Origin of the sequence: Streptomyces sp. NPDC127106 (assembly GCF_042677605.1) — a bacterium.
In the GTDB taxonomy this organism is placed as follows: domain Bacteria; phylum Actinomycetota; class Actinomycetes; order Streptomycetales; family Streptomycetaceae; genus Streptomyces.
On the sequence record NZ_JBHXTC010000008.1, the window covers coordinates 106,482 to 124,666 of the forward strand.

13 protein-coding genes are annotated in these 18,185 nt (G+C 69.9%); 10 read left to right on the forward strand and 3 right to left on the reverse strand.

Annotation, left to right across the window (positions count from 1 at the left end; genetic code table 11):
- Positions 1 to 138 precede the first annotated feature (138 nt).
- Positions 139 to 2,676: a transglycosylase domain-containing protein gene (locus ACFVGY_RS10990; protein WP_385674273.1), complete on the reverse strand. Its 2,538-nt coding sequence runs from the start codon at positions 2,674 to 2,676 to the stop codon at positions 139 to 141.
- 271 nt (positions 2,677 to 2,947) lie between these two features.
- Here ACFVGY_RS10990 and ACFVGY_RS10995 point away from each other — a divergent pair, with 271 nt between their 5' ends.
- From ACFVGY_RS10995 to ACFVGY_RS11005, 3 genes are all read left to right on the forward strand, one after another.
- On the forward strand, positions 2,948 to 3,550 hold the full coding sequence (locus ACFVGY_RS10995) for a helix-turn-helix transcriptional regulator (protein WP_385674276.1): 603 nt from the start codon (positions 2,948 to 2,950) through the stop codon (positions 3,548 to 3,550).
- Between the two features lie 49 nt (positions 3,551 to 3,599).
- Positions 3,600 to 4,682 (forward strand): inositol-3-phosphate synthase, encoded by a 1,083-nt coding sequence (locus ACFVGY_RS11000; RefSeq protein ID WP_360621226.1) that lies wholly within the window; start codon positions 3,600 to 3,602, stop codon positions 4,680 to 4,682.
- Positions 4,683 to 4,798: 116 nt separating this feature from the next.
- Positions 4,799 to 6,079 (forward strand): MFS transporter, encoded by a 1,281-nt coding sequence (locus tag ACFVGY_RS11005; RefSeq protein ID WP_385674278.1) that lies wholly within the window; start codon positions 4,799 to 4,801, stop codon positions 6,077 to 6,079.
- 64 nt (positions 6,080 to 6,143) lie between these two features.
- Here the strand turns inward: ACFVGY_RS11005 and ACFVGY_RS11010 are convergent, their stop codons facing one another.
- A complete protein-coding gene (locus tag ACFVGY_RS11010) occupies positions 6,144 to 7,586 on the reverse strand; it encodes a CCA tRNA nucleotidyltransferase (RefSeq protein WP_385674281.1) in 1,443 nt (480 codons plus the stop codon).
- A 185-nt stretch (positions 7,587 to 7,771) separates the two neighbouring features.
- Between ACFVGY_RS11010 and ACFVGY_RS11015 the strand changes: the two genes are divergently transcribed.
- The 7 genes from ACFVGY_RS11015 (at position 7,772) to trxA (ending at position 17,307) form a co-directional block, all read left to right on the forward strand.
- A complete protein-coding gene (locus ACFVGY_RS11015; protein WP_385674284.1) occupies positions 7,772 to 10,039 on the forward strand; it encodes a DUF6049 family protein in 2,268 nt (755 codons plus the stop codon).
- 45 nt (positions 10,040 to 10,084) lie between these two features.
- Positions 10,085 to 12,259, forward strand: a complete 2,175-nt coding sequence (murJ, locus tag ACFVGY_RS11020; RefSeq protein ID WP_385674287.1) for a murein biosynthesis integral membrane protein MurJ — start codon at positions 10,085 to 10,087, stop codon at positions 12,257 to 12,259.
- A 118-nt stretch (positions 12,260 to 12,377) separates the two neighbouring features.
- Entirely contained in the window at positions 12,378 to 14,108 is a 1,731-nt protein-coding gene (locus ACFVGY_RS11025) for a protein kinase family protein (RefSeq protein WP_385674290.1), read from the forward strand.
- A gap of 103 nt (positions 14,109 to 14,211) precedes the next feature.
- Positions 14,212 to 14,913: an RNA polymerase sigma factor SigM gene (gene sigM, locus ACFVGY_RS11030; RefSeq protein WP_385674293.1), complete on the forward strand. Its 702-nt coding sequence runs from the start codon at positions 14,212 to 14,214 to the stop codon at positions 14,911 to 14,913.
- Entirely contained in the window at positions 14,910 to 15,827 is a 918-nt protein-coding gene (locus ACFVGY_RS11035; protein ID WP_385674296.1) for an anti-sigma factor family protein, read from the forward strand. The genes sigM and ACFVGY_RS11035 overlap by 4 nt, the downstream gene beginning before the upstream one ends.
- Positions 15,828 to 15,954: 127 nt before the next feature.
- Positions 15,955 to 16,914: a thioredoxin-disulfide reductase gene (gene trxB, locus ACFVGY_RS11040; protein WP_385674299.1), complete on the forward strand. Its 960-nt coding sequence runs from the start codon at positions 15,955 to 15,957 to the stop codon at positions 16,912 to 16,914.
- A gap of 51 nt (positions 16,915 to 16,965) precedes the next feature.
- The gene (gene trxA / locus ACFVGY_RS11045) at positions 16,966 to 17,307 is read left to right on the forward strand and encodes a thioredoxin (RefSeq protein ID WP_385674302.1); all 342 of its coding nucleotides are present in this window, start codon (positions 16,966 to 16,968) and stop codon (positions 17,305 to 17,307) included.
- A 105-nt stretch (positions 17,308 to 17,412) separates the two neighbouring features.
- On the opposite strand, the gene ACFVGY_RS11050 is transcribed toward trxA, so the two are convergent.
- A complete protein-coding gene (locus ACFVGY_RS11050) occupies positions 17,413 to 18,030 on the reverse strand; it encodes a GNAT family N-acetyltransferase (protein ID WP_385674305.1) in 618 nt (205 codons plus the stop codon).
- Positions 18,031 to 18,185 lie beyond the last annotated feature (155 nt).

Genomic DNA, 18,185 nt, shown 5'->3' on the forward strand with positions numbered 1-18,185 from the left:
CGCGCGCGGTGTGGTCATGGCGGCGCTCCCCCCCCCCACCCGCGCCCCCCCGCCCCCCGCGCGCGCGGGGGCGGGGGGGGGGGGCCCCCCGCCCCCCCCCCGGGCCCCCCCCTCCTCCGGTCAGGGGACGGGGCGGGGTCAGCCCACGTCCGCGAACGATCCCCAGTTGCTGCTGCCGGGACGACCCGGCCTGCCCGACGGGGTCGGGGACGGCGATCCGGTGGACCCGCCGCCGTCGCTGCCGCCGTCGGTGTTGCCGCCGCTGTCAGGGATGCACAGCTGCCACGGCTTGCAGGACGGCTTGCTGCCCCTGGAGGGCGTCGGGGACGGGGAGGGGGACACCGACGGGGACGGGGACACCGACATGGACGGCGAGGACGAGACGGAGGGGCTCGGCGAGGGGGCGCCGGCAGAGTCCGCGATCACACCGATCGGGTCGGGCGTCGGGAAGGCCTTGACCGGCGCGTCCTTGAGCGCGTCCTTCATGTAGGCGGTCCAGATCACGGCGGGGATGTCGCCACCGTGGATGGAGTCGGTACCGCCCACGCCCTTCATGGAGATCAGCTTCTTGTCGGGCGAGTTCGGGTCGGTACGGAAGAGCGTGACCGAGGTGGACAGCTCCGGGGTGTAGCCGACGAACCAGGCCGACTTGTTGAAGTCGGTGGTACCGGTCTTGCCGGCCGCCGGGCGGCCGAGTTTCTTGGCCTTGGTGCCGGTGCCGTTCTGCACGACGTTCTCGAGCACCTTGGTGACGTTGTCGGCGATGGAGTCGTCCATCGCCCGCTGCTCCTTGGGCGGCTCGAATCCGGGCAGGTCCTTGCCGTCCTTCTGCACGCTGCGCACGGAGAAGGGCTCGCGATGGATGCCGGACGCCGCGAAGGTGGCGTACGAGTCGGCCATGCGGATGGCGCTCGGGGTCGAGGTGCCCAGGGCGAACGAGGCGTCGTTGTTCGGGTTCATCGAGTCCGGGAGGATGCCCGTGGCCTTGGCCACCTCGCGGACCTTGTTGTGGCCGACGTCGAAGACGAGCTGCGCGAACGGCACGTTGATGGACTTCTCCATCGCCTCGTCGAGGGTCACGTAGCCGTACGGGTATTCGCTCTCGTTCTTCTGCCGGAACGGCTGGCCCGCGTTGTCGCGCAGCGGCTTGCCCTCACGGTTGTTGATCACCGTACGGTCGTTGGCCATGTACTTGCTGTCGGGCGAGATGCCCTGGCCCTTGGAGTTCTGGGTGCCGTACTCCATCGCCGCCGCCAGCACGTACGGCTTCCAGGTCGAGCCGACCGGGACACCGATGGTGTTGGCGTTGTTGCTGAAGTGCTTCTTGTCCATGCCCGGGCCGCCGTACAGGGCCACGATCGCGCCGGTCTTCACGTCCACGGAGGCGGCGCCGAACTGGACGAAGGTGTCGTACTCGGGCCGCGCCTTCTCGTCGAGGAAGTCGTTGCGGGTCTCGTCGACCGCCTTGACCAGGGCATCCACCTTCGGCTTCTGGAAGGTGGTCTTGATCTGGTAGCCGCCCCTGGCCATCTGCTCCGGGGTGATCTTCGCGACCTTCATGGCGTACTGCTTGGCCGTCTCGACCAGGTAGCCGGTCTGGCCGGACAGGCTGCGGGCCTGCTCGGAGTCGACGAGCTTGGGGAACTCCTTGTACTGGTCACGCTCCGACTTCTGCATGCGACCGACGGCGACCTCGCGGTCGAGCACCCAGGCCCAGCGGAGGTGGGCCCGCTTGGTGTTCTCCTCGGGGGTGGCGGCGGGCCCGATGCCGCCGTCCGGGTTGTAGAGGTTGGGGCCCTTGAGCACGGAGGCCAGGAAAGCGCTCTCGGAGGGCGTGAGGTTCCAGCAGTCCTTGCCGAAGTAGGCGCGCGCGGCTGCCTGGATGCCGTAGGCGTCCCGTCCGTAGTAGGCCGTGTTGAGGTAGCCGGCGAGGATCGTGTCCTTCTCCTCGGACACGCCCAGCCTCATCGAGATGAAGAGCTCCGTGACCTTGCGCTTGAGGGTCTGGTCGGAGTCGAGGTACGTGTTCTTCACGTACTGCTGGGTGATGGTCGAGCCGCCCTGGGTGGAGCCGCCCGTGGCCATGTTCCACACGGCACGGGCGATACCCATCGGGTCGATGCCCTTGTCCGTCTCGAAGGACTCGTTCTCCGCGGCGATCACGGCGTTCTGCATCGACTTGGGAATCTTGTCGATGGGAACGATCTGGCGGTTCATGGTGCCGCCGGTGGCGACCATCTGGGTGCCGTCGTCCCAGAAGAACACGTTGTTCTGAGCCTTGGCGGCGAGGTTCGGGTTGGGCGTGCTCACCGCGGCGATGCCGATGCCGGCCCCTGCCGTGATCACCGCGAAGAAGCCCAGAGCCGTACCGCCCACCAGCTTCCACGACGGCACGAAGCGCTGCCACCCGTCCTTGTCGGAGCGCGGGTAGTTGACGAACCGCTTGTCGGGGCGGCCCGCGCCCCGTCCCCGGGTTCCGGATCCGCGCTGGGTCGCACGGCGCGCCTCTGCACGGCTGCCGTGGCCGCGGGGGTCTGCGTACGGTCCGCTGTACGACGTCGTGACGACGTCGCGTGTGGACCCGGCGCCCCGTCCGGGGCGCTGCTGGGCGGCCCGGCGGGCAGCGGCACGTCCGCTGCCCTCGGGCTGCGGCGGTTTGCGGCGGTGCTCGCTCATCGAACGACTACTCCTCGGGCAGGCGACTGGCCTGGAAGCGGCTGCTGAATTCCGGTTCCCCCTGTGTCTGCCGCAAAGACTACGCACGCTCAAAACCCGAACAGTGCCGAAGTTCACCCCAAATCAGGCAACTCGCATCGCGCGAATCGGTGATGTGATGCCGGTCACGAGATCGCCACTTGTCGCCGAAGACCACCCGTTCTATCGTCTGGATGTATCGAGCCGATACATCAGCTCGGTATAAAAACTCAGAGGCGAAGGAGGCAGGCGGATGAGCAGGCGCTCAGGCATCCTCGAGTTCGCCGTCCTCGGCCTGCTTCGCGAGGCCCCCATGCACGGCTACGAGCTGCGCAAGCGGCTCAACACCTCGCTGGGGGTGTTCCGGGCGTTCAGCTACGGCACGCTCTACCCCTGCCTCAAGACGTTGGTGGCCAACGGCTGGCTGGCCGAGGAGCCGGGCAGCGCCCCGGAAGACGCCCTCGCCGCTTCACTCGCAGGGCGCCGCGCCAAGATCGTCTACCGGTTGACGGCGGCCGGTAAGGAGCATTTCGAGGAGCTCCTGTCCCATACGGGCCCCGACACCTGGGAGGACGAGTCCTTCGCCGCCCGGTTCGCCTTCTTCGGCCAGACCGAGCGGGACGTGCGCATGCGGGTCCTCGAAGGCCGCCGCAGCCGGCTCGAGGAGCGCCTGGAGAAGATGCGCGCCTCGCTCGCCCGCACGCGGGAGCGCCTCGACGACTACACGCTTGAGCTGCAGCGGCACGGAATGGAGTCCGTGGAGCGCGAAGTGCGCTGGCTGAACGAGCTCATCGAGAGTGAGCGGGCGGGACGGGATCTGAGACGACCCGGTCCGCCCGACGAAACCGCAAAGTGAGACCTGCACCTCGCAGGCCTCGTCCGAGAACAAACAGGGAGCAACCGGAATGGGTTCGGTTCGCGTAGCCATCGTCGGCGTGGGCAACTGCGCCGCCTCGCTGGTGCAGGGCGTCGAGTACTACAAGGACGCCGACCCGGCGTCCAAGGTTCCCGGGCTGATGCACGTCCAGTTCGGCGACTACCACGTCGGTGACGTCGAGTTCGTCGCCGCGTTCGACGTCGACGCGAAGAAGGTCGGCCTCGACCTCTCGGACGCCATCGGCGCCAGCGAGAACAACACCATCAAGATCTGCGACGTTCCGCCCTCCGGCGTGACCGTCCAGCGCGGCCACACCCTGGACGGCCTGGGCAAGTACTACCGCGCGACGATCGAGGAGTCCTCCGAGGCCCCGGTCGACGTGGTCCAGGTCCTCAAGGACCGCGAGGTCGATGTTCTGGTCTGCTACCTGCCCGTCGGCTCGGAAGAGGCGGCGAAGTTCTACGCCCAGTGCGCCATCGACGCCAAGGTCGCCTTCGTCAATGCCCTCCCGGTCTTCATCGCCGGCACCAAGGAGTGGGCCGACAAGTTCACCGAGGCCGGTGTCCCGATCGTCGGCGACGACATCAAGTCGCAGGTCGGCGCCACCATCACGCACCGCGTGATGGCGAAGCTGTTCGAGGACCGCGGTGTCCGTCTCGAGCGCACCATGCAGCTCAACGTGGGCGGCAACATGGACTTCAAGAACATGCTGGAGCGCGACCGCCTGGAATCGAAGAAGATCTCCAAGACGCAGGCCGTCACCTCGCAGATCCCCGACCGCGACCTCGGCGAGAAGAACGTCCACATCGGCCCCTCCGACTACGTCGCATGGCTCGACGACCGCAAGTGGGCCTACGTCCGCCTCGAGGGCCGTGCCTTCGGCGACGTCCCGCTGAACCTCGAGTACAAGCTCGAGGTGTGGGACTCCCCGAACTCCGCCGGTGTCATCATCGACGCCCTGCGCGCCGCGAAGATCGCCAAGGACCGCGGTATCGGCGGCCCGATCCTGTCGGCCTCCAGCTACTTCATGAAGTCCCCGCCGGTCCAGTACTTCGACGACGAGGCCCTGGAGAACGTCGAGAAGTTCATCAAGGGTGAGGTCGAGCGCTAAGCAGGACACGGCGCGAGCCACCGGGGTCCCAGGACACCTGGTCTTCGACTGTTCTTCCGCGGAGGGTCTCCGGGCAATGTGTCCGGGGACCCTCCGCGTGTGTGACCCTTGCCCTCATGCCTGTCGTACGTGATCTGCGCGTACTCCTGCGCCTGAGGAACTTCCGCAACCTGCTCGCCGTACGGCTGCTCTCCCAGGCCGCCGACGGCGTCTATCAGGTGGCGCTCGCCACCTACGTGGTGTTCTCCCCGGAAAAGCAGACCTCGCCCGCGGCGATCGCCTCGGCCATGGCGGTCCTGCTGCTCCCGTACTCCGTGATCGGCCCCTTCGCCGGGGTGCTCCTGGACCGCTGGCGCCGCCGCCAGGTCTTCCTGTACGGCAACCTGCTGCGGGCCTTCCTCGCCTGCATCACCGGCCTGCTGATCGTCGCGCACGTCCCCGACTGGCTCTTTTACGCCTCGGCGCTGTCCGTGACCGCGGTCAACCGGTTCGTCCTGGCCGGGCTCGCCGCCTCCCTGCCCCGCGTGGTCGCGCCCGGCCAGCTGGTCACCGCCAACGCGCTCTCTCCCACCGCCGGAACGCTCGCCGCCACCGCCGGCGGGGGGCTGGCCTTCCTGCTACGTCTCCTGGCCTCCGACTCCAACGCCATCGTCGTCCTGCTCGGGGCCGGCCTCTACCTCGGTGCGGCACTGGTCTCGCTGCGCCTGGCGGCCGACCTGCTGGGGCCCGACCACCGCGCCGGCGTGATTCACCCCACGGTCACCGAAGGGATCGCCCTCACCGTCCGGGGCATGGTCGAGGGGCTGCGGCACCTGGCCCACCGGCGCGAGGCCGCCCGGGCGCTCACCGCGATGACGCTGATGCGCTTCTGCTACGGGGCCCTCACGGTCACCCTGCTGATGCTCTGCCGCTATTCCTGGTCGGACAACGAGTCCGACGGGCTCGCCCTGCTGGGCATCGCGGTCGGCGTATCCGGCGCCGGTTTCTTCACCGCCGCCGTCGTCACGCCCTGGATGGTGGGCCGCCTGGGCACCCTCGGCTGGATCACCGCCTGCTCGGCCACGGCCGCCGTGCTGGTTCCCGCGCTCGGCCTGTTCTTCCTGCCGGGTCCGATGCTCGTCGCGGCGTTCGTCCTCGGGCTCGCCACCCAGGGCGCCAAGATCGCCACCGACACCGTCGTGCAGTCCCGGGTGGACGACGACTTCCGCGGTCGGGTCTTCTCGGTCTACGACGTGCTGTTCAACGTCGCCTTCGTCCTCGCGGCCGCCGTGTCCTCGCTGATGCTTCCCACCGACGGGCAGTCCGCGGTGCTCATCGTGACCGTCTCGGTGCTCTACGCACTGACCGCCGTCTACCTCGGGCGTCAGCGCGATGTTTCACGTGAAACACAGCCCTGAATCCGCCCAGCAGCGTGTTCGGGGCGCTGTTTCACGGTGAAACAGCGCCCCGAACACCTGTGGATCAGGCCTGCGCGGCCCACCACTCCTTGAGCGCGGCGACGGCGGCGTCCCGCTCCATGGGGCCGTTCTCCAACCGCAGGTCCAGCAGGAACGCGTAGGCCTTCCCGATCACCGGCCCCGGGCCGACACCCAGCTCCTGCATGATCTCGTTGCCGTCGAGGTCCGGCCGGATCGCGTCCAGCTCCTCCTGCTGCTGGAGCTGCGCGATGCGCTCCTCCAGGCTGTCGTAGGTGCGAGAGAGGGCGCTGGCCTTGCGCTTGTTGCGGGTGGTGCAGTCCGAGCGGGTCAGTTTGTGCAGCCGGTCCAGCAGCGGGCCGGCGTCGCGGACGTAGCGCCGCACGGCAGAGTCGGTCCACTCGCCGTCCCCGTAGCCGTGGAACCGCAGGTGCAGCTCCACCAGCCGGGAGACGTCCCTGATCATGTCGTTGGAGTACTTCAGCGCGGTCATGCGCTTCTTGGTCATCTTGGCCCCCACCACCTCGTGGTGATGGAAGGAGACCCGGCCGTCGCTCTCGAACCGGCGGGTGCGGGGCTTGCCGATGTCGTGGAGCAGGGCCGCGAGCCGCAGGACCAGGTCCGGGCCGTCGTCCTCCAGGTCGATCGCCTGCTCGAGCACGATCAGCGAGTGGTCGTAGACGTCCTTGTGCCGGTGGTGCTCGTCACGCTCCAGCCGCAGCGCGGGCAGCTCGGGCAGCACGTGGTCGGCCAGCCCGGTGTCCACGAGCAGGCCGAGGCCCTTGCGGGGGTGCGCGGACAGCACCAGCTTGTTCAGCTCGCCCTGCACACGCTCCGCCGAGACGATCTCGATCCGCCCGGACATCTCCTGCATCGCCGTGACGACCTCGGGGGCGACCTCGAAGTCGAGCTGCGCGGCGAAGCGCGCAGCACGCAGCATCCGCAGCGGGTCGTCGGAGAACGACGCCTCCGGCGTGCCGGGGGTGCGCAGCACGCCCGCCTGGAGGTCCTCCAGGCCGCCGTGCGGGTCCACGAACACCTTCTCCGGCAGCGCGACCGCCATCGCGTTCACGGTGAAGTCGCGGCGGACGAGGTCCTCCTCGATCGAGTCGCCGTAGGAGACCTCGGGCTTGCGGGAGGTCCGGTCGTAGGACTCCGAGCGGTACGTGGTCACCTCGATCTGGAAGCCCGCCTTCTGGGCCCCGACCGTGCCGAAGGCGATACCGACGTCCCAGACCGAGTCCGCCCACGGCCGGACGATCTTCAGAACGTCCTCGGGCCGGGCATCGGTGGTGAAGTCGAGATCGTTGCCGAGACGCCCGAGCAGCGCGTCGCGTACGGACCCGCCGACGAGGGCAAGGCTGAAGCCCGCCTCCCGGAAGCGGAGGCCGAGCTCGTCGGCGACAGGGGCGACCCGCAGCAGTTCGCTGACCGCGCGGTGCTGCACCTGACTCAGGGCACTGGGGTTGTCTTCGTTGGCGTTCGGCACAACAGAAAAGGGTACGTGCCCGGCCCGGCAGGGGCTCCCGGGTTTGTGACCACCCCGCCCGAGGGCACCTGCGGGACCGAACCGATCATGTGGAGCAAGGCGCGGCACTCGCACGCAGCAGGTCTCGTTACCATTCCTGGACGCACACACGACGACCACAGACACTTCGAGGGACGGGCTAGCGCGTGGCCGAGGCGGCAGACATCCAGGGGGCGTCCCCCGCTCCTGCCCGGCGCCGCTGGCTGCGGCGCGCCGCCGTCCTGCTGGCCGGGACACCCGTCCTCGCCGCTCTCGTCTCCTCACCCGCGCCCCCGGCACAGGCCGCCGACGCGGGGACCGTCGAGGTCCAGTTGAACACCCTGGCGCCGGCAGCCCCGGTCAAGGGCGACACGCTCACGATCTCCGGCACCGTGGTCAACACCGGCCGCGAGACGATCACGGGTGCGCACGTGGGCCTGCGGGTCGGGCCCGTCCTCGGGGACCGGGCCTCGATCGACGAGGCAGCGGAGCGGGCCGGCTTCCGGGCCGGCACGGACCCCGGCGAGGTCGACCAGACCTATTCCGCGAAGATCGCCTCGCTGCCCTCCAAGGCCAGTCAGACGTTCACCCTCTCGATCCCGGTGAACAAGCTGGAGCTGGACAAGGAGGGCGTGTACCAGCTGGGCGTATCGCTGTCCGGGGAGACCGAGAGCCGCCCCTACGAGCAGGTGCTGGGCATCAAGCGGACCTTCCTGCCCTGGCAGCCGGAACCCGCCGGCAAGCGCTCCCAGCTCACCTACCTGTGGCCGCTGGTCTCGTCGACGCGGCTGACCGCGGAAACCGGCTCGGACGAGGTGCAGACACCCGTCTTCCTCGACGACTCCCTCGCCGAGGAGCTCAGGACCGGAGGCCGCCTGGAGCGGATGGTCTCGCTGGGCAAGGAGCTGCCGATCACCTGGGTCATCGATCCCGACCTGCTGTACACGGTCGACGCGATGACCAAGGGGTACCGGTACCGCACCCCGGACGGAAAGATCGTCCAGGGCCGGAACAAGGCCGTCGCCGAGCAGTGGCTGAACTCACTCGAAGCGGCCGTCCACGGCAAGAAGGTCGTCGCGCTGCCGTTCGCCGACCCGGACATCGCCTCCCTCGCCCACCAGGGCAAGGACGTCTCCGGCACCCTCGGCCAGCTGCGGCCCGCCACCGACAAGGCGAAGCAGGCGGTGGAGACCGTCCTGCACGTCACCCCGTCCACCGACTTCTCCTGGCCCGTGGACGGCGCCATCGACCCGTCGATCGTCAACGTCGCCACCTCGGCGGGCGCCCACCACGTCCTCGCCCGCAGCGACAGCCTCCAGGAGACCGGCGCCCTCGGCTACACCCCGTCGGCTGCCCGCCCCATCGGCGCGGGCACCACCGCCGTCGTCGCCGACGCAGACCTGTCGACCGCCTTCGAGGGCGACATGCTGAACGCCGGGAACTCCACGCTGGCCGTCCAGCGCTTCCTCGCCCACAGCCTGGCCCTCAACCTGCAGAAGACCGACAGCCAGCGCAGCTTCGTCGTCACCCCCCAGCGGATGCCCAGCGCCAGCCAGGCGCAGTCGATGGCCGATGCGCTGAGGGCCCTGCAGGCGGGCCGCTGGACGCAGCCCGCGGACCTCGACGCCGCCGCGGCGGCCAAGCCCGACCCCGGCGTCAACACCCAGGTCCCGGGCGCCGGCCAGTACCCCGAGGCGCTGCGCAAGACCGAGCTGCCCGTCGCCGCGTTCGAGAAGATCCGCACCACCCAGAACACCCTCGACCACTTCAAGGTCATCCTGACCTTGCCCGACCGCGTCGAGATCCCGTTCGGCAACACCACCAACCGCGAGATGTCGACCTCCTGGCGGGGCCACCCCCAGGACGCGGGGCACTACCGCAACCAGGTGCAGGAATACCTCATCGGCCTGACCGAGAAGGTCAAGGTCGTCCCCAAGTCCGACGCCACCCTGTCCGGACACAGCGCGACCATCCCGGTCAGCGTCCAGAACAGCCTCGTCCAGGACGTCCACAACCTCGTCCTGCGCGTGAAGTCCGCCAACCCGACCCGCCTGATGTTCGGCGACGGCGGCGAGGCCGAGCAGCAGGTCACCGTCCAGGGCGGCCACAGCCAGACGGTCAAGTTCACCGCCAACGCCACCGCGAGCGGCCCCGTCGAGGTCACCGCGCAGCTCTTCACCACAGACGGTGTGCCCTACGGCAAGGAGCGCAGGTTCACCGTCGAGGCCACCGAGATCACACCGACTGTGATGCTCGTCATCGCCGGCGGAGTGCTGCTCCTGGTCCTGGCAGGCATCAAGATGTACGCCAGCCGCAAGCGCGTCGCAGCCCGTGCGGCCGCCGCCGAGGAGAGCACGCAGCCGAGTGACGGGACCCCGGACACCGGACCGCAAAGCACCAGCCCGTCCGGCGCGGGTGAGACAGTGGACCGTTGAGCGATGCCGTGGCCGGCCGGCCTGGGACGATGAGGTGGGGTTTCGATGAACGCGCCGTACGACGGTGACCGCGCACAGGGCACTGGCGCGCCCGCGCCCTCCTCGGGCGCCGATCCGGGCATGAGGCTGCCCGGGCAGGCTCCCGGGGCCGGTCCCGCAGCGGGCCGCGACCCGTACGTCCAGGGCGCCTACGACCACGACCCGTACCGGTCGCAGGACCTGTCGGCCCAGGACCCGGTGGCCGAGGTGCTCTACGACCGGGCGTCCCACCCCCCGCCGCCTCCCGGGACCTACCAGGACCCGGGCCCGCTCTACGGGGCGCCGCGGACGCAGCAGCAGGGCCCCGACCCGCGCGTGTGGGCCCAGACCCCGCCGCCCGAGCCGGACGGCCCGTCCCGCCACCTGCCGTACGGCGACCGCCCGGCCACCACCCAGTTCGTGGGCGTGGACTCCCTGGTCACCAGCGCGGCGGAGGAGGAGGCCGAGCCCGACGCCTTCGCCCACCTGTACAAGGACCAGCAGGCAGCGCCCGGTACCCCCGCCGAGGACGCGCCCGTCGCCGCCCCGGCGCCGAGCAAGCCGGCCGGCCGGGCCGCCGGCCTCCTCAAGTCCAGTGCGCTGATGGCCGCCGGAACGATCGTCTCCCGCATCACCGGCTTCCTGAAGACCCTGGCCGTCGCTGCCGCCATCGGCGTCGGCACCTTCAACGACACGTACCAGATCGCCAACACGCTGCCGACGATGATCTACGTGCTGGTCGGTGGCGGCGCCCTGAACGCCGTCTTCATCCCCCAGCTCGTCCGGGCCATGAAGAACGACGAGGACGGCGGCGAGGCGTACGCCAACCGGCTGCTGACCCTGGTCGTCGTCCTGCTCGCCGCCGTCACCACGGTCTGCGTGCTGGCCGCGCCGGTGTTCATCACCATGATGTCGCCGAAGATCGCCTCCGATCCACAGCAGATGGAGGTCGCGGTCGCCTTCGCCCGCTACTGCCTGCCCACCATGTTCTTCATGGGCGTGCACGTGGTGCTCGGTCAGATCCTCAATGCCCGCGGCCGGTTCGGCGCGATGATGTGGACCCCGGTGCTCAACAACATCGTGGTCATCGCCACCTTCGGCACGTTCATCTGGGCCTTCGGCGGCTTCACCACCTCCGGCGTCAGCGCCGCCACGGTCACCCCGGAGGGCGTGCGCCTGCTCGGCATCGGCACCCTCCTCGGCCTCGTCGTGCAGGCCCTGGCGATGCTGCCGTACCTGCGCGACGCCGGGTTCTCGCCGCGCCTGCGCTTCGACTGGAAGGGCCACGGCCTCGGCAAGGCCGCCGGCCTGGCCAAGTGGACGTTCTTCTTCGTCCTCGCCAACCAGATCGGCCTGGTCGTGGTGACCCAGCTCGCCACCTGGGCCGGTTCGATCGCCGAGAAGCAAGGCCACCCCGGCACCGGCTTCACCGGCTACCAGTACGCGCTGCTGCTGTGGCAGATGCCTCAGGCGATCATCACCGTCTCCGTCATGACGGCCGTCCTGCCCCGGATTTCCCGCTCCGCCCACGACGGGGACGCCGCCGCCGTCCGCGACGACATCTCCTACGGGCTGCGCACCTCGGCCGTCGCGATCGTGCCGTGTGCCTTCGCCTTCCTCGCCCTCGGTGTCCCCATGGCCACGCTGCTCTACGCGGGCTCGGGCTCCGGCGCCCAGAACATCGGCTACATCCTGATGGCCTTCGGCCTCGGGCTCATCCCGTACTCGGTCCAGTACGTGGTCCTGCGCGGCTTCTACGCGTACGAGGACACGCGCACGCCCTTCTACAACACCGTCATCGTCGCCGCGGTCAACGCCTCCGTCTCCGCCGCCGCGTTCTTCGTCCTTCCCGCGCGCTGGGCGGTCGTCGGCATGGCCGCCGCCTACGGCCTCGGCTACGCCGTGGGTGTGGGCGTCGCCTGGAAGCGTCTGCGCAAGCGGCTCGGCGGGGACCTGGACGGCGCCCACGTGCGGCGCACTTACACCCGTCTCATCGGTGCTTGCATCCCGGCGGCCGCCGTGGCCGGCGGTGCCGCCTACGCCATCATGCAGTGGCTGGGTAGCGGAGTCCTCGGTTCCCTCACCGCGCTGGTCGTCGGTGGCATCGCCCTGGGCGGTGTCTTCCTGCTCGCGGCCAAGCGGATGCGGATCGAAGAGCTCAACGCCATGGTCGGAATGGTCCGCGGGCGCATGGGGCGCTAGATGCGCACAACCGTCGTACCCCTTCGCGTGTCGTGCATAGCGCCGGACTGTGGGCACAATTGGCATGGCTTCGCAGACTGGCCGACAGCGCGTAACGGATGGGGAGGCAGGAACGACGGTGGCGGAACGTAGCACGGCTGCCGTCGACGTGGCCGACAACGGCGGCGAGCAGCCGCTGGTCGCAGATGCGGCCAAGGCCACGGCCGACGGGGTGGACACCCAGAACGGACGAGCCGCGGACGGACCCATGCCAGAGAAGGACGGCGAACGCAGGAACGCGGCTTCTGCCGCCGCGCCCGAACTCCACAGCGGCCACAAGCTGGCACGGCGCTACCGCCTGGAGGAGTGCGTCACCCGTCTGGACGGATTCAGCAGCTGGCGGGCGGTGGACGAGAAGCTGCGGCGGGCCGTCGGCGTCCACGTACTGCCAGCCGACCACCCGCGCGCCCGCGCGGTCCTGGCCGCGGCCCGCTCCTCCGCCCTGCTGGGCGACCCCCGCTTCGTCCAGGTCCTCGACGCGGTGGAGGACAGCGACCTCGTCTACGTGGTCCACGAGTGGCTGCCCGATGCCACCGAGCTGACGGCAGTCCTCGCCTCCGGCCCCCTGGAGCCCCACGACGCCTACCAGCTGGTCAGCCAGGTCTCCCAGGCCATGGCAGCCGCCCACCGCGAGGGCTTGTCCCACCTGCGCCTGACGCCCAGCGCCATACTGCGCACCTCCACCGGCCAGTACCGCATCCGCGGCCTCGCCGTGAACGCCGCCCTGCGCGGCATCACCAGCGACACCCCGCAGCGCGCGGACACCGAGGCCATCGGCGCACTCCTGTACGCCGCCCTGACCCAGCGCTGGCCGTACGAGAACGACGCGTACGGCCTCTCCGGCCTGCCCAAGGGCGTGGGCCTGCTCCCGCCCGACCAGGTCCGTGCCGGCGTCCACCGCGGCCTGGGCGAGCTCGCCATGCGCGCCCTCGCCAACGACGGGGCGACTGCGTCCCGCCAGGAGCCCGCCTGCACCACCCCGGAAGAACTGGCCAAGGCGGTTGCCGCGATGCCGCGCATCCGGCCGCCGGAGCCGGCGTTCACCCCGCCGCCCGAGTACCAGCAGACCACCTACCAGCAGGGCAGCTACGGCCGTCCGCCGACACGCCCCGGCGCACCCGTCACGCACCCCATCCCCGTCCCGCCTCCGCCCCCGCTGCAGAGCCGTACGGGCCGTGTCCTGAAGTGGGGCGTCGCAGCCCTGCTGATCGCCGCTCTGGGCCTGGGCAGCTGGCAACTGGCCGACACACTGCTGGACCGGGTCAAGGGCAACAGCGGCAGCAACGGCAACCCCACGCAGCCCGCCCAGACCGGAGAAGACCAGAAGCCCGTCAAGGAGATCACGCAGCTGCCCATCAGCAACGCGACGGTCTTCGGCAAGGAGCCGATCAAGGCCGAGGACGTCGGCAGGGCCGTGGACAAAAACCCCGAGACGGCCTGGGTCACCAAGATGTTCTTGTTCTCCTCGAACTTCGGCAACCTCGACTCCTACGACGACGGCAGCGGCATCATCGTCGACCTCGGCAGCGTCCGGGAGGTGACCGGCGTCGAAGCGGACATGTACAGCGCGGGCCACAAGGTCGAGGTCCGTGCGGCCGCCGCCGAGGCGACCTCCGCACGCTCCCTCTCCCAGTTCCCGCAGGAAGTCTCCAAGCTGCACGTCGCGGGGAAGAAGTTGGAGATCAAGACCGGCACTCCGGTGAAGACCCGCTTCCTGGTGATCCACATCACCAACCTGCCCGCTGAGAACGGCGGGGGCAGCTGGCGGGGCGGCATCAGCGAGATCAGGGTGTTCGGACCGGCCGACTAGTCCCGGGTACTGAAGTCGTCGAGGGTCCGCAGCGCCGACGGCGCAGCGGACCCTCGTATTCGTCCCGCCCGCCCCGTACTCTCCCTCCGGGAGGGGAGGTGTGATGTACGACGCAACGAACGGCGAGGACAGCGACCGGGAGCTGCTGGCACGGCACGTCGCCGGGGACCCCGATGCCTTCGGTGAGCTCGTGCGCCGGCACCGCGACCGGCTGTGGGCAGTGGCCCTGCGCACGCTCGGTGACCGCGAGGAGGCCGCCGACGCCGTGCAGGACGCCCTCGTATCCGCTTATCGGGCCGCACACTCCTTCCGCGGCGAGTCCGCCGTCACCACGTGGCTGCACCGGATCACCGTCAACGCCTGCCTCGATCGGGCCCGCAAGGCCGCCTCCCGCAGAACGGCCCCCCTCAATGACACGGACCGCCTGGAGCGCCTCCTGGAGCCCCATGAGTCCGCCGAGGCCCCCGCGGAGCGCGAGGACCTCCACCGCGAGCTGCTGGCCGCCCTCGCGACCCTCCCGGCCGACCAGCGGGCCGCTCTCGTCCTGGTCGACATGCAGGGATACTCCGTCGCCGAGGCCGCCCGCGTCCTCGACATCCCTGTCGGCACGGTGAAGAGCCGGTGTGCCAGGGGACGGGCGAAACTCGTCCCGATGCTCGCTCATCTGCGCTCGAATGCCGGGGATAACACCGCCACGGAGCGGGGAAGGAACCGGACGCCGGGGACACCCGTCCCACCAGCGGCAGACCCCAGTCAGCCAGCGCCAGGCGCAGACACGGTGAAGGGCGGAGGTGGACGAACGTGACTCCAGCAGCCGGCACGATCCGGCACCCTGACGTCTCCGAAATCTCTGACCTGACCGAGGGACTCCTCTCCCCGGTCCGGACCGGGGAGGTACGCCGCCATCTGGCCGAGTGCCCGCTGTGCGCCGACGTGCACGCGTCTCTGGCGGAGATCCGCGGCCTGCTCGGCACCCTGCCGGGGCCGCCCCGCATGCCCGTGGACATCGCCGGGCGCATCGACGCGGCGCTGGCCGCCGAGGCACTCCTGGACTCCACGACGCCCGAACCGGGCAACAAGTCCGACACCGCCCCAGTTGTTTCACGTGAAACAACGACAGCTGCGCGCTCCCGACGGGACGCGCGCCGGCCCGCCAGTCCCCCGATCGGCGCAACCGGTCCCGGGCGCCACCGGGCCCGCCGCCGGGTCGCGGTCATCGCAGGCCTCGCCGGAGCCGCCGCCTGCGCACTCGGGGTCTTCCTCGCCGGCAATCTGCTGGGTGGATCCCCGGACACGACGGCCCGCAAGTCCGCCACGAGCGCCACGGCCCAGGCCCCCGCCGACGGCACCTATACCCCCCAGGGGCTCCGGGACAGCGTGAACCGCCTCCTGGCCTCGGCAGAGGGCGCCAGAAAGGCGTCGCCCCAGGCCCAGCAGGAGAACAGCACTTACGGTCTGGAGAACGCCTCCCCGGGCGACCGGGCGGGCACGGACGCCACCGTGGTTCCGCCCTGCGCCCTGAACGCCACCGGCCGCGGCGAGACTCCGCTCGCCGTGGAGCGCGGTACCTATCAGGGCAGCGAGGTCTACCTGCTCGTCCTTCCGCATCTCGGCGACGCCGGCAGGGTGGACGCCTACCTCGTCGGCGCCGACTGTGCGGTCACCCCGTCGGACGGCACGGGCCGGCCCCTGCTGTCCAGGACCTACCCTCGAAGCTGACAGCTTGGGGCTCGTGGGTGAGCAGCCCGGGAATGCTCGCGCCTTAGGATCCGTTGGGTGGGGTGAGACTCCACACCGGCCCTGCAGGGCCAGCAGCGCGCAGTCCACAGAGACGAGGAAGAGACCCGTGAGCGACGTACGAAACGTGATCATCATCGGTTCCGGGCCCGCCGGTTACACCGCCGCCCTGTACACCGCACGTGCTTCGCTCAAGCCGCTGGTCTTCGAAGGCGCCGTCACCGCCGGTGGCGCGCTGATGAACACCACCGAGGTCGAGAACTTCCCCGGCTTCCAGGACGGCATCATGGGGCCGGACCTCATGGACAACATGCGCGGCCAGGCCGAGCGCTTCGGTGCGGAGCTCATCGCGGACGACATCGTGTCCGTGGACCTCAGCGGCGAGATCAAGACCGTGACCGACTCGGTCGGCACCGTGCACCGCGCCAAGGCCGTGATCGTGGCCACCGGCTCCCAGCACCGCAAGCTCGGCCTGCCCAACGAGGACGCCCTCTCCGGCCGCGGTGTCTCCTGGTGCGCCACCTGCGACGGTTTCTTCTTCAAGGACCAGGACATCGCCGTCGTCGGCGGCGGCGACACCGCGATCGAGGAGGCCACCTTCCTCTCCCGGTTCGCCAAGTCCGTGACGGTCGTTCACCGCCGCGATGCCCTGCGCGCTTCCAAGGCCATGCAGGACCGGGCCTTCGCCGACCCGAAGATCAAGTTCGCCTGGGACAGCGAGGTCTCCGAGATCCACGGCGACCAGAAGCTGTCCCACCTCACCCTGCGCAACACCAAGACCAGTGAGACTTCCGAGCTTGCCGTGACCGGCCTGTTCATCGCCGTCGGCCACGACCCCCGCACCGAACTGTTCAAGGACCAGCTGGAGCTCGACGACGAGGGCTACCTCAAGGTCGACGCCCCCTCCACGCGCACCAACGTCCCCGGCGTGTTCGGCGCCGGCGATGTCGTGGACCACACGTACCGTCAGGCCATCACCGCCGCCGGCACGGGCTGCGCCGCCGCCCTCGACGCCGAGCGCTTCCTCGCCGCCCTCTCGGACGCCGAGAAGGCCCCCGCGCTGGTCTGACCCCAGACACCCCCCACCTCAACACCCCGCAGGAAGAAATAGGAGGCCGCTGTGGCCGGCACCCTCAAGAACGTGACCGACGCCGACTTCGACACCGAGGTCCTCCAGAGCGAGAAGCCCGTCCTGGTGGACTTCTGGGCCGAGTGGTGCGGTCCCTGCCGCCAGATCGCTCCGTCCCTGGAGGCCATCGCGGCCGAGTACGGCGACCAGATCGAGATCGTCAAGCTCAACATCGACCAGAACCCGGGCACGGCCGCGAAGTACGGCGTCATGTCGATCCCGACCCTGAACGTCTACCAGGGCGGCGAGGTCGTGAAGACCATCGTCGGTGCCAAGCCGAAGGCCGCCATCGTGCGTGACCTCGACTCCTTCATCGAGGCCAAGGCCGTCTGATAGCAATGTTTCACGTGAAACGGGGCCGCCCTGGCAAGGGGCGGCCCCGTTTCACGCTCCGGACCCGACCGGGGCAAGCCGACCCGGTTGCCCGCCGCCGTCCTGTCACAGGGGGCGCAGGGCAGGCTCCTTCCGGGCGGCGCCCAGCAGCCGGTCCAGCGCCAGTTCCACGTCTTCCTTCCACGACAGCGTCGAACGCAGCTCCAACCTCAGCCGCGGATGCACCGGATGGGGGCGCACCGTCTTGAAGCCCACCGCGAGCAAGTGATCCGCCGGCAGCAGGCACGCGGGCCCTTCCCAGTGCGCGTCGCCGAAGGCCTCGATCGCCCGGAAGCCCCGCCGCAACAGGTCCTTGGCCACTGTCTGCACCATCACCCGCCCAAGGCCCTGCCCCTGATACCCCGGCATGATCCATGCCGTGATCAGCTGCACCGCGTCCGGGGACACCGGGCTCGTCGGAAAGGCCGTGGACCTGGGCACGTACGCAGGCGGCGCGTACAGGACGAACCCCACCGGTACCTCGTCCACATAGACCACACGGCCGCACGAGCCCCACTCCAGCAGGACCGCGGAGATCCACGCCTCCTTCTCCATGGCCGGAGTCCCCGCCTTGGCTGCGGCCTCACCGCTGACAGGATCGAGTTCCCAGAACACGCAGGACCGGCAACGCAGAGGCAGGTCCTGGAGGTTGTCCAGTGTGAGTGGTACCAACCGACGCCCCATGAGCGCATGGTATCCAGGGTCCGAATCAGGAGAAACCGCAACAAGGCAAAGGGGAGGGGGGGGGGGGTGGTGGGGCCGGGGGAGACAGCCACCCCCCCCCACAGAGCCCCCGACGCACCCAGACGGTCGCTCTCTCCAGCACACGCCCGCCCCCG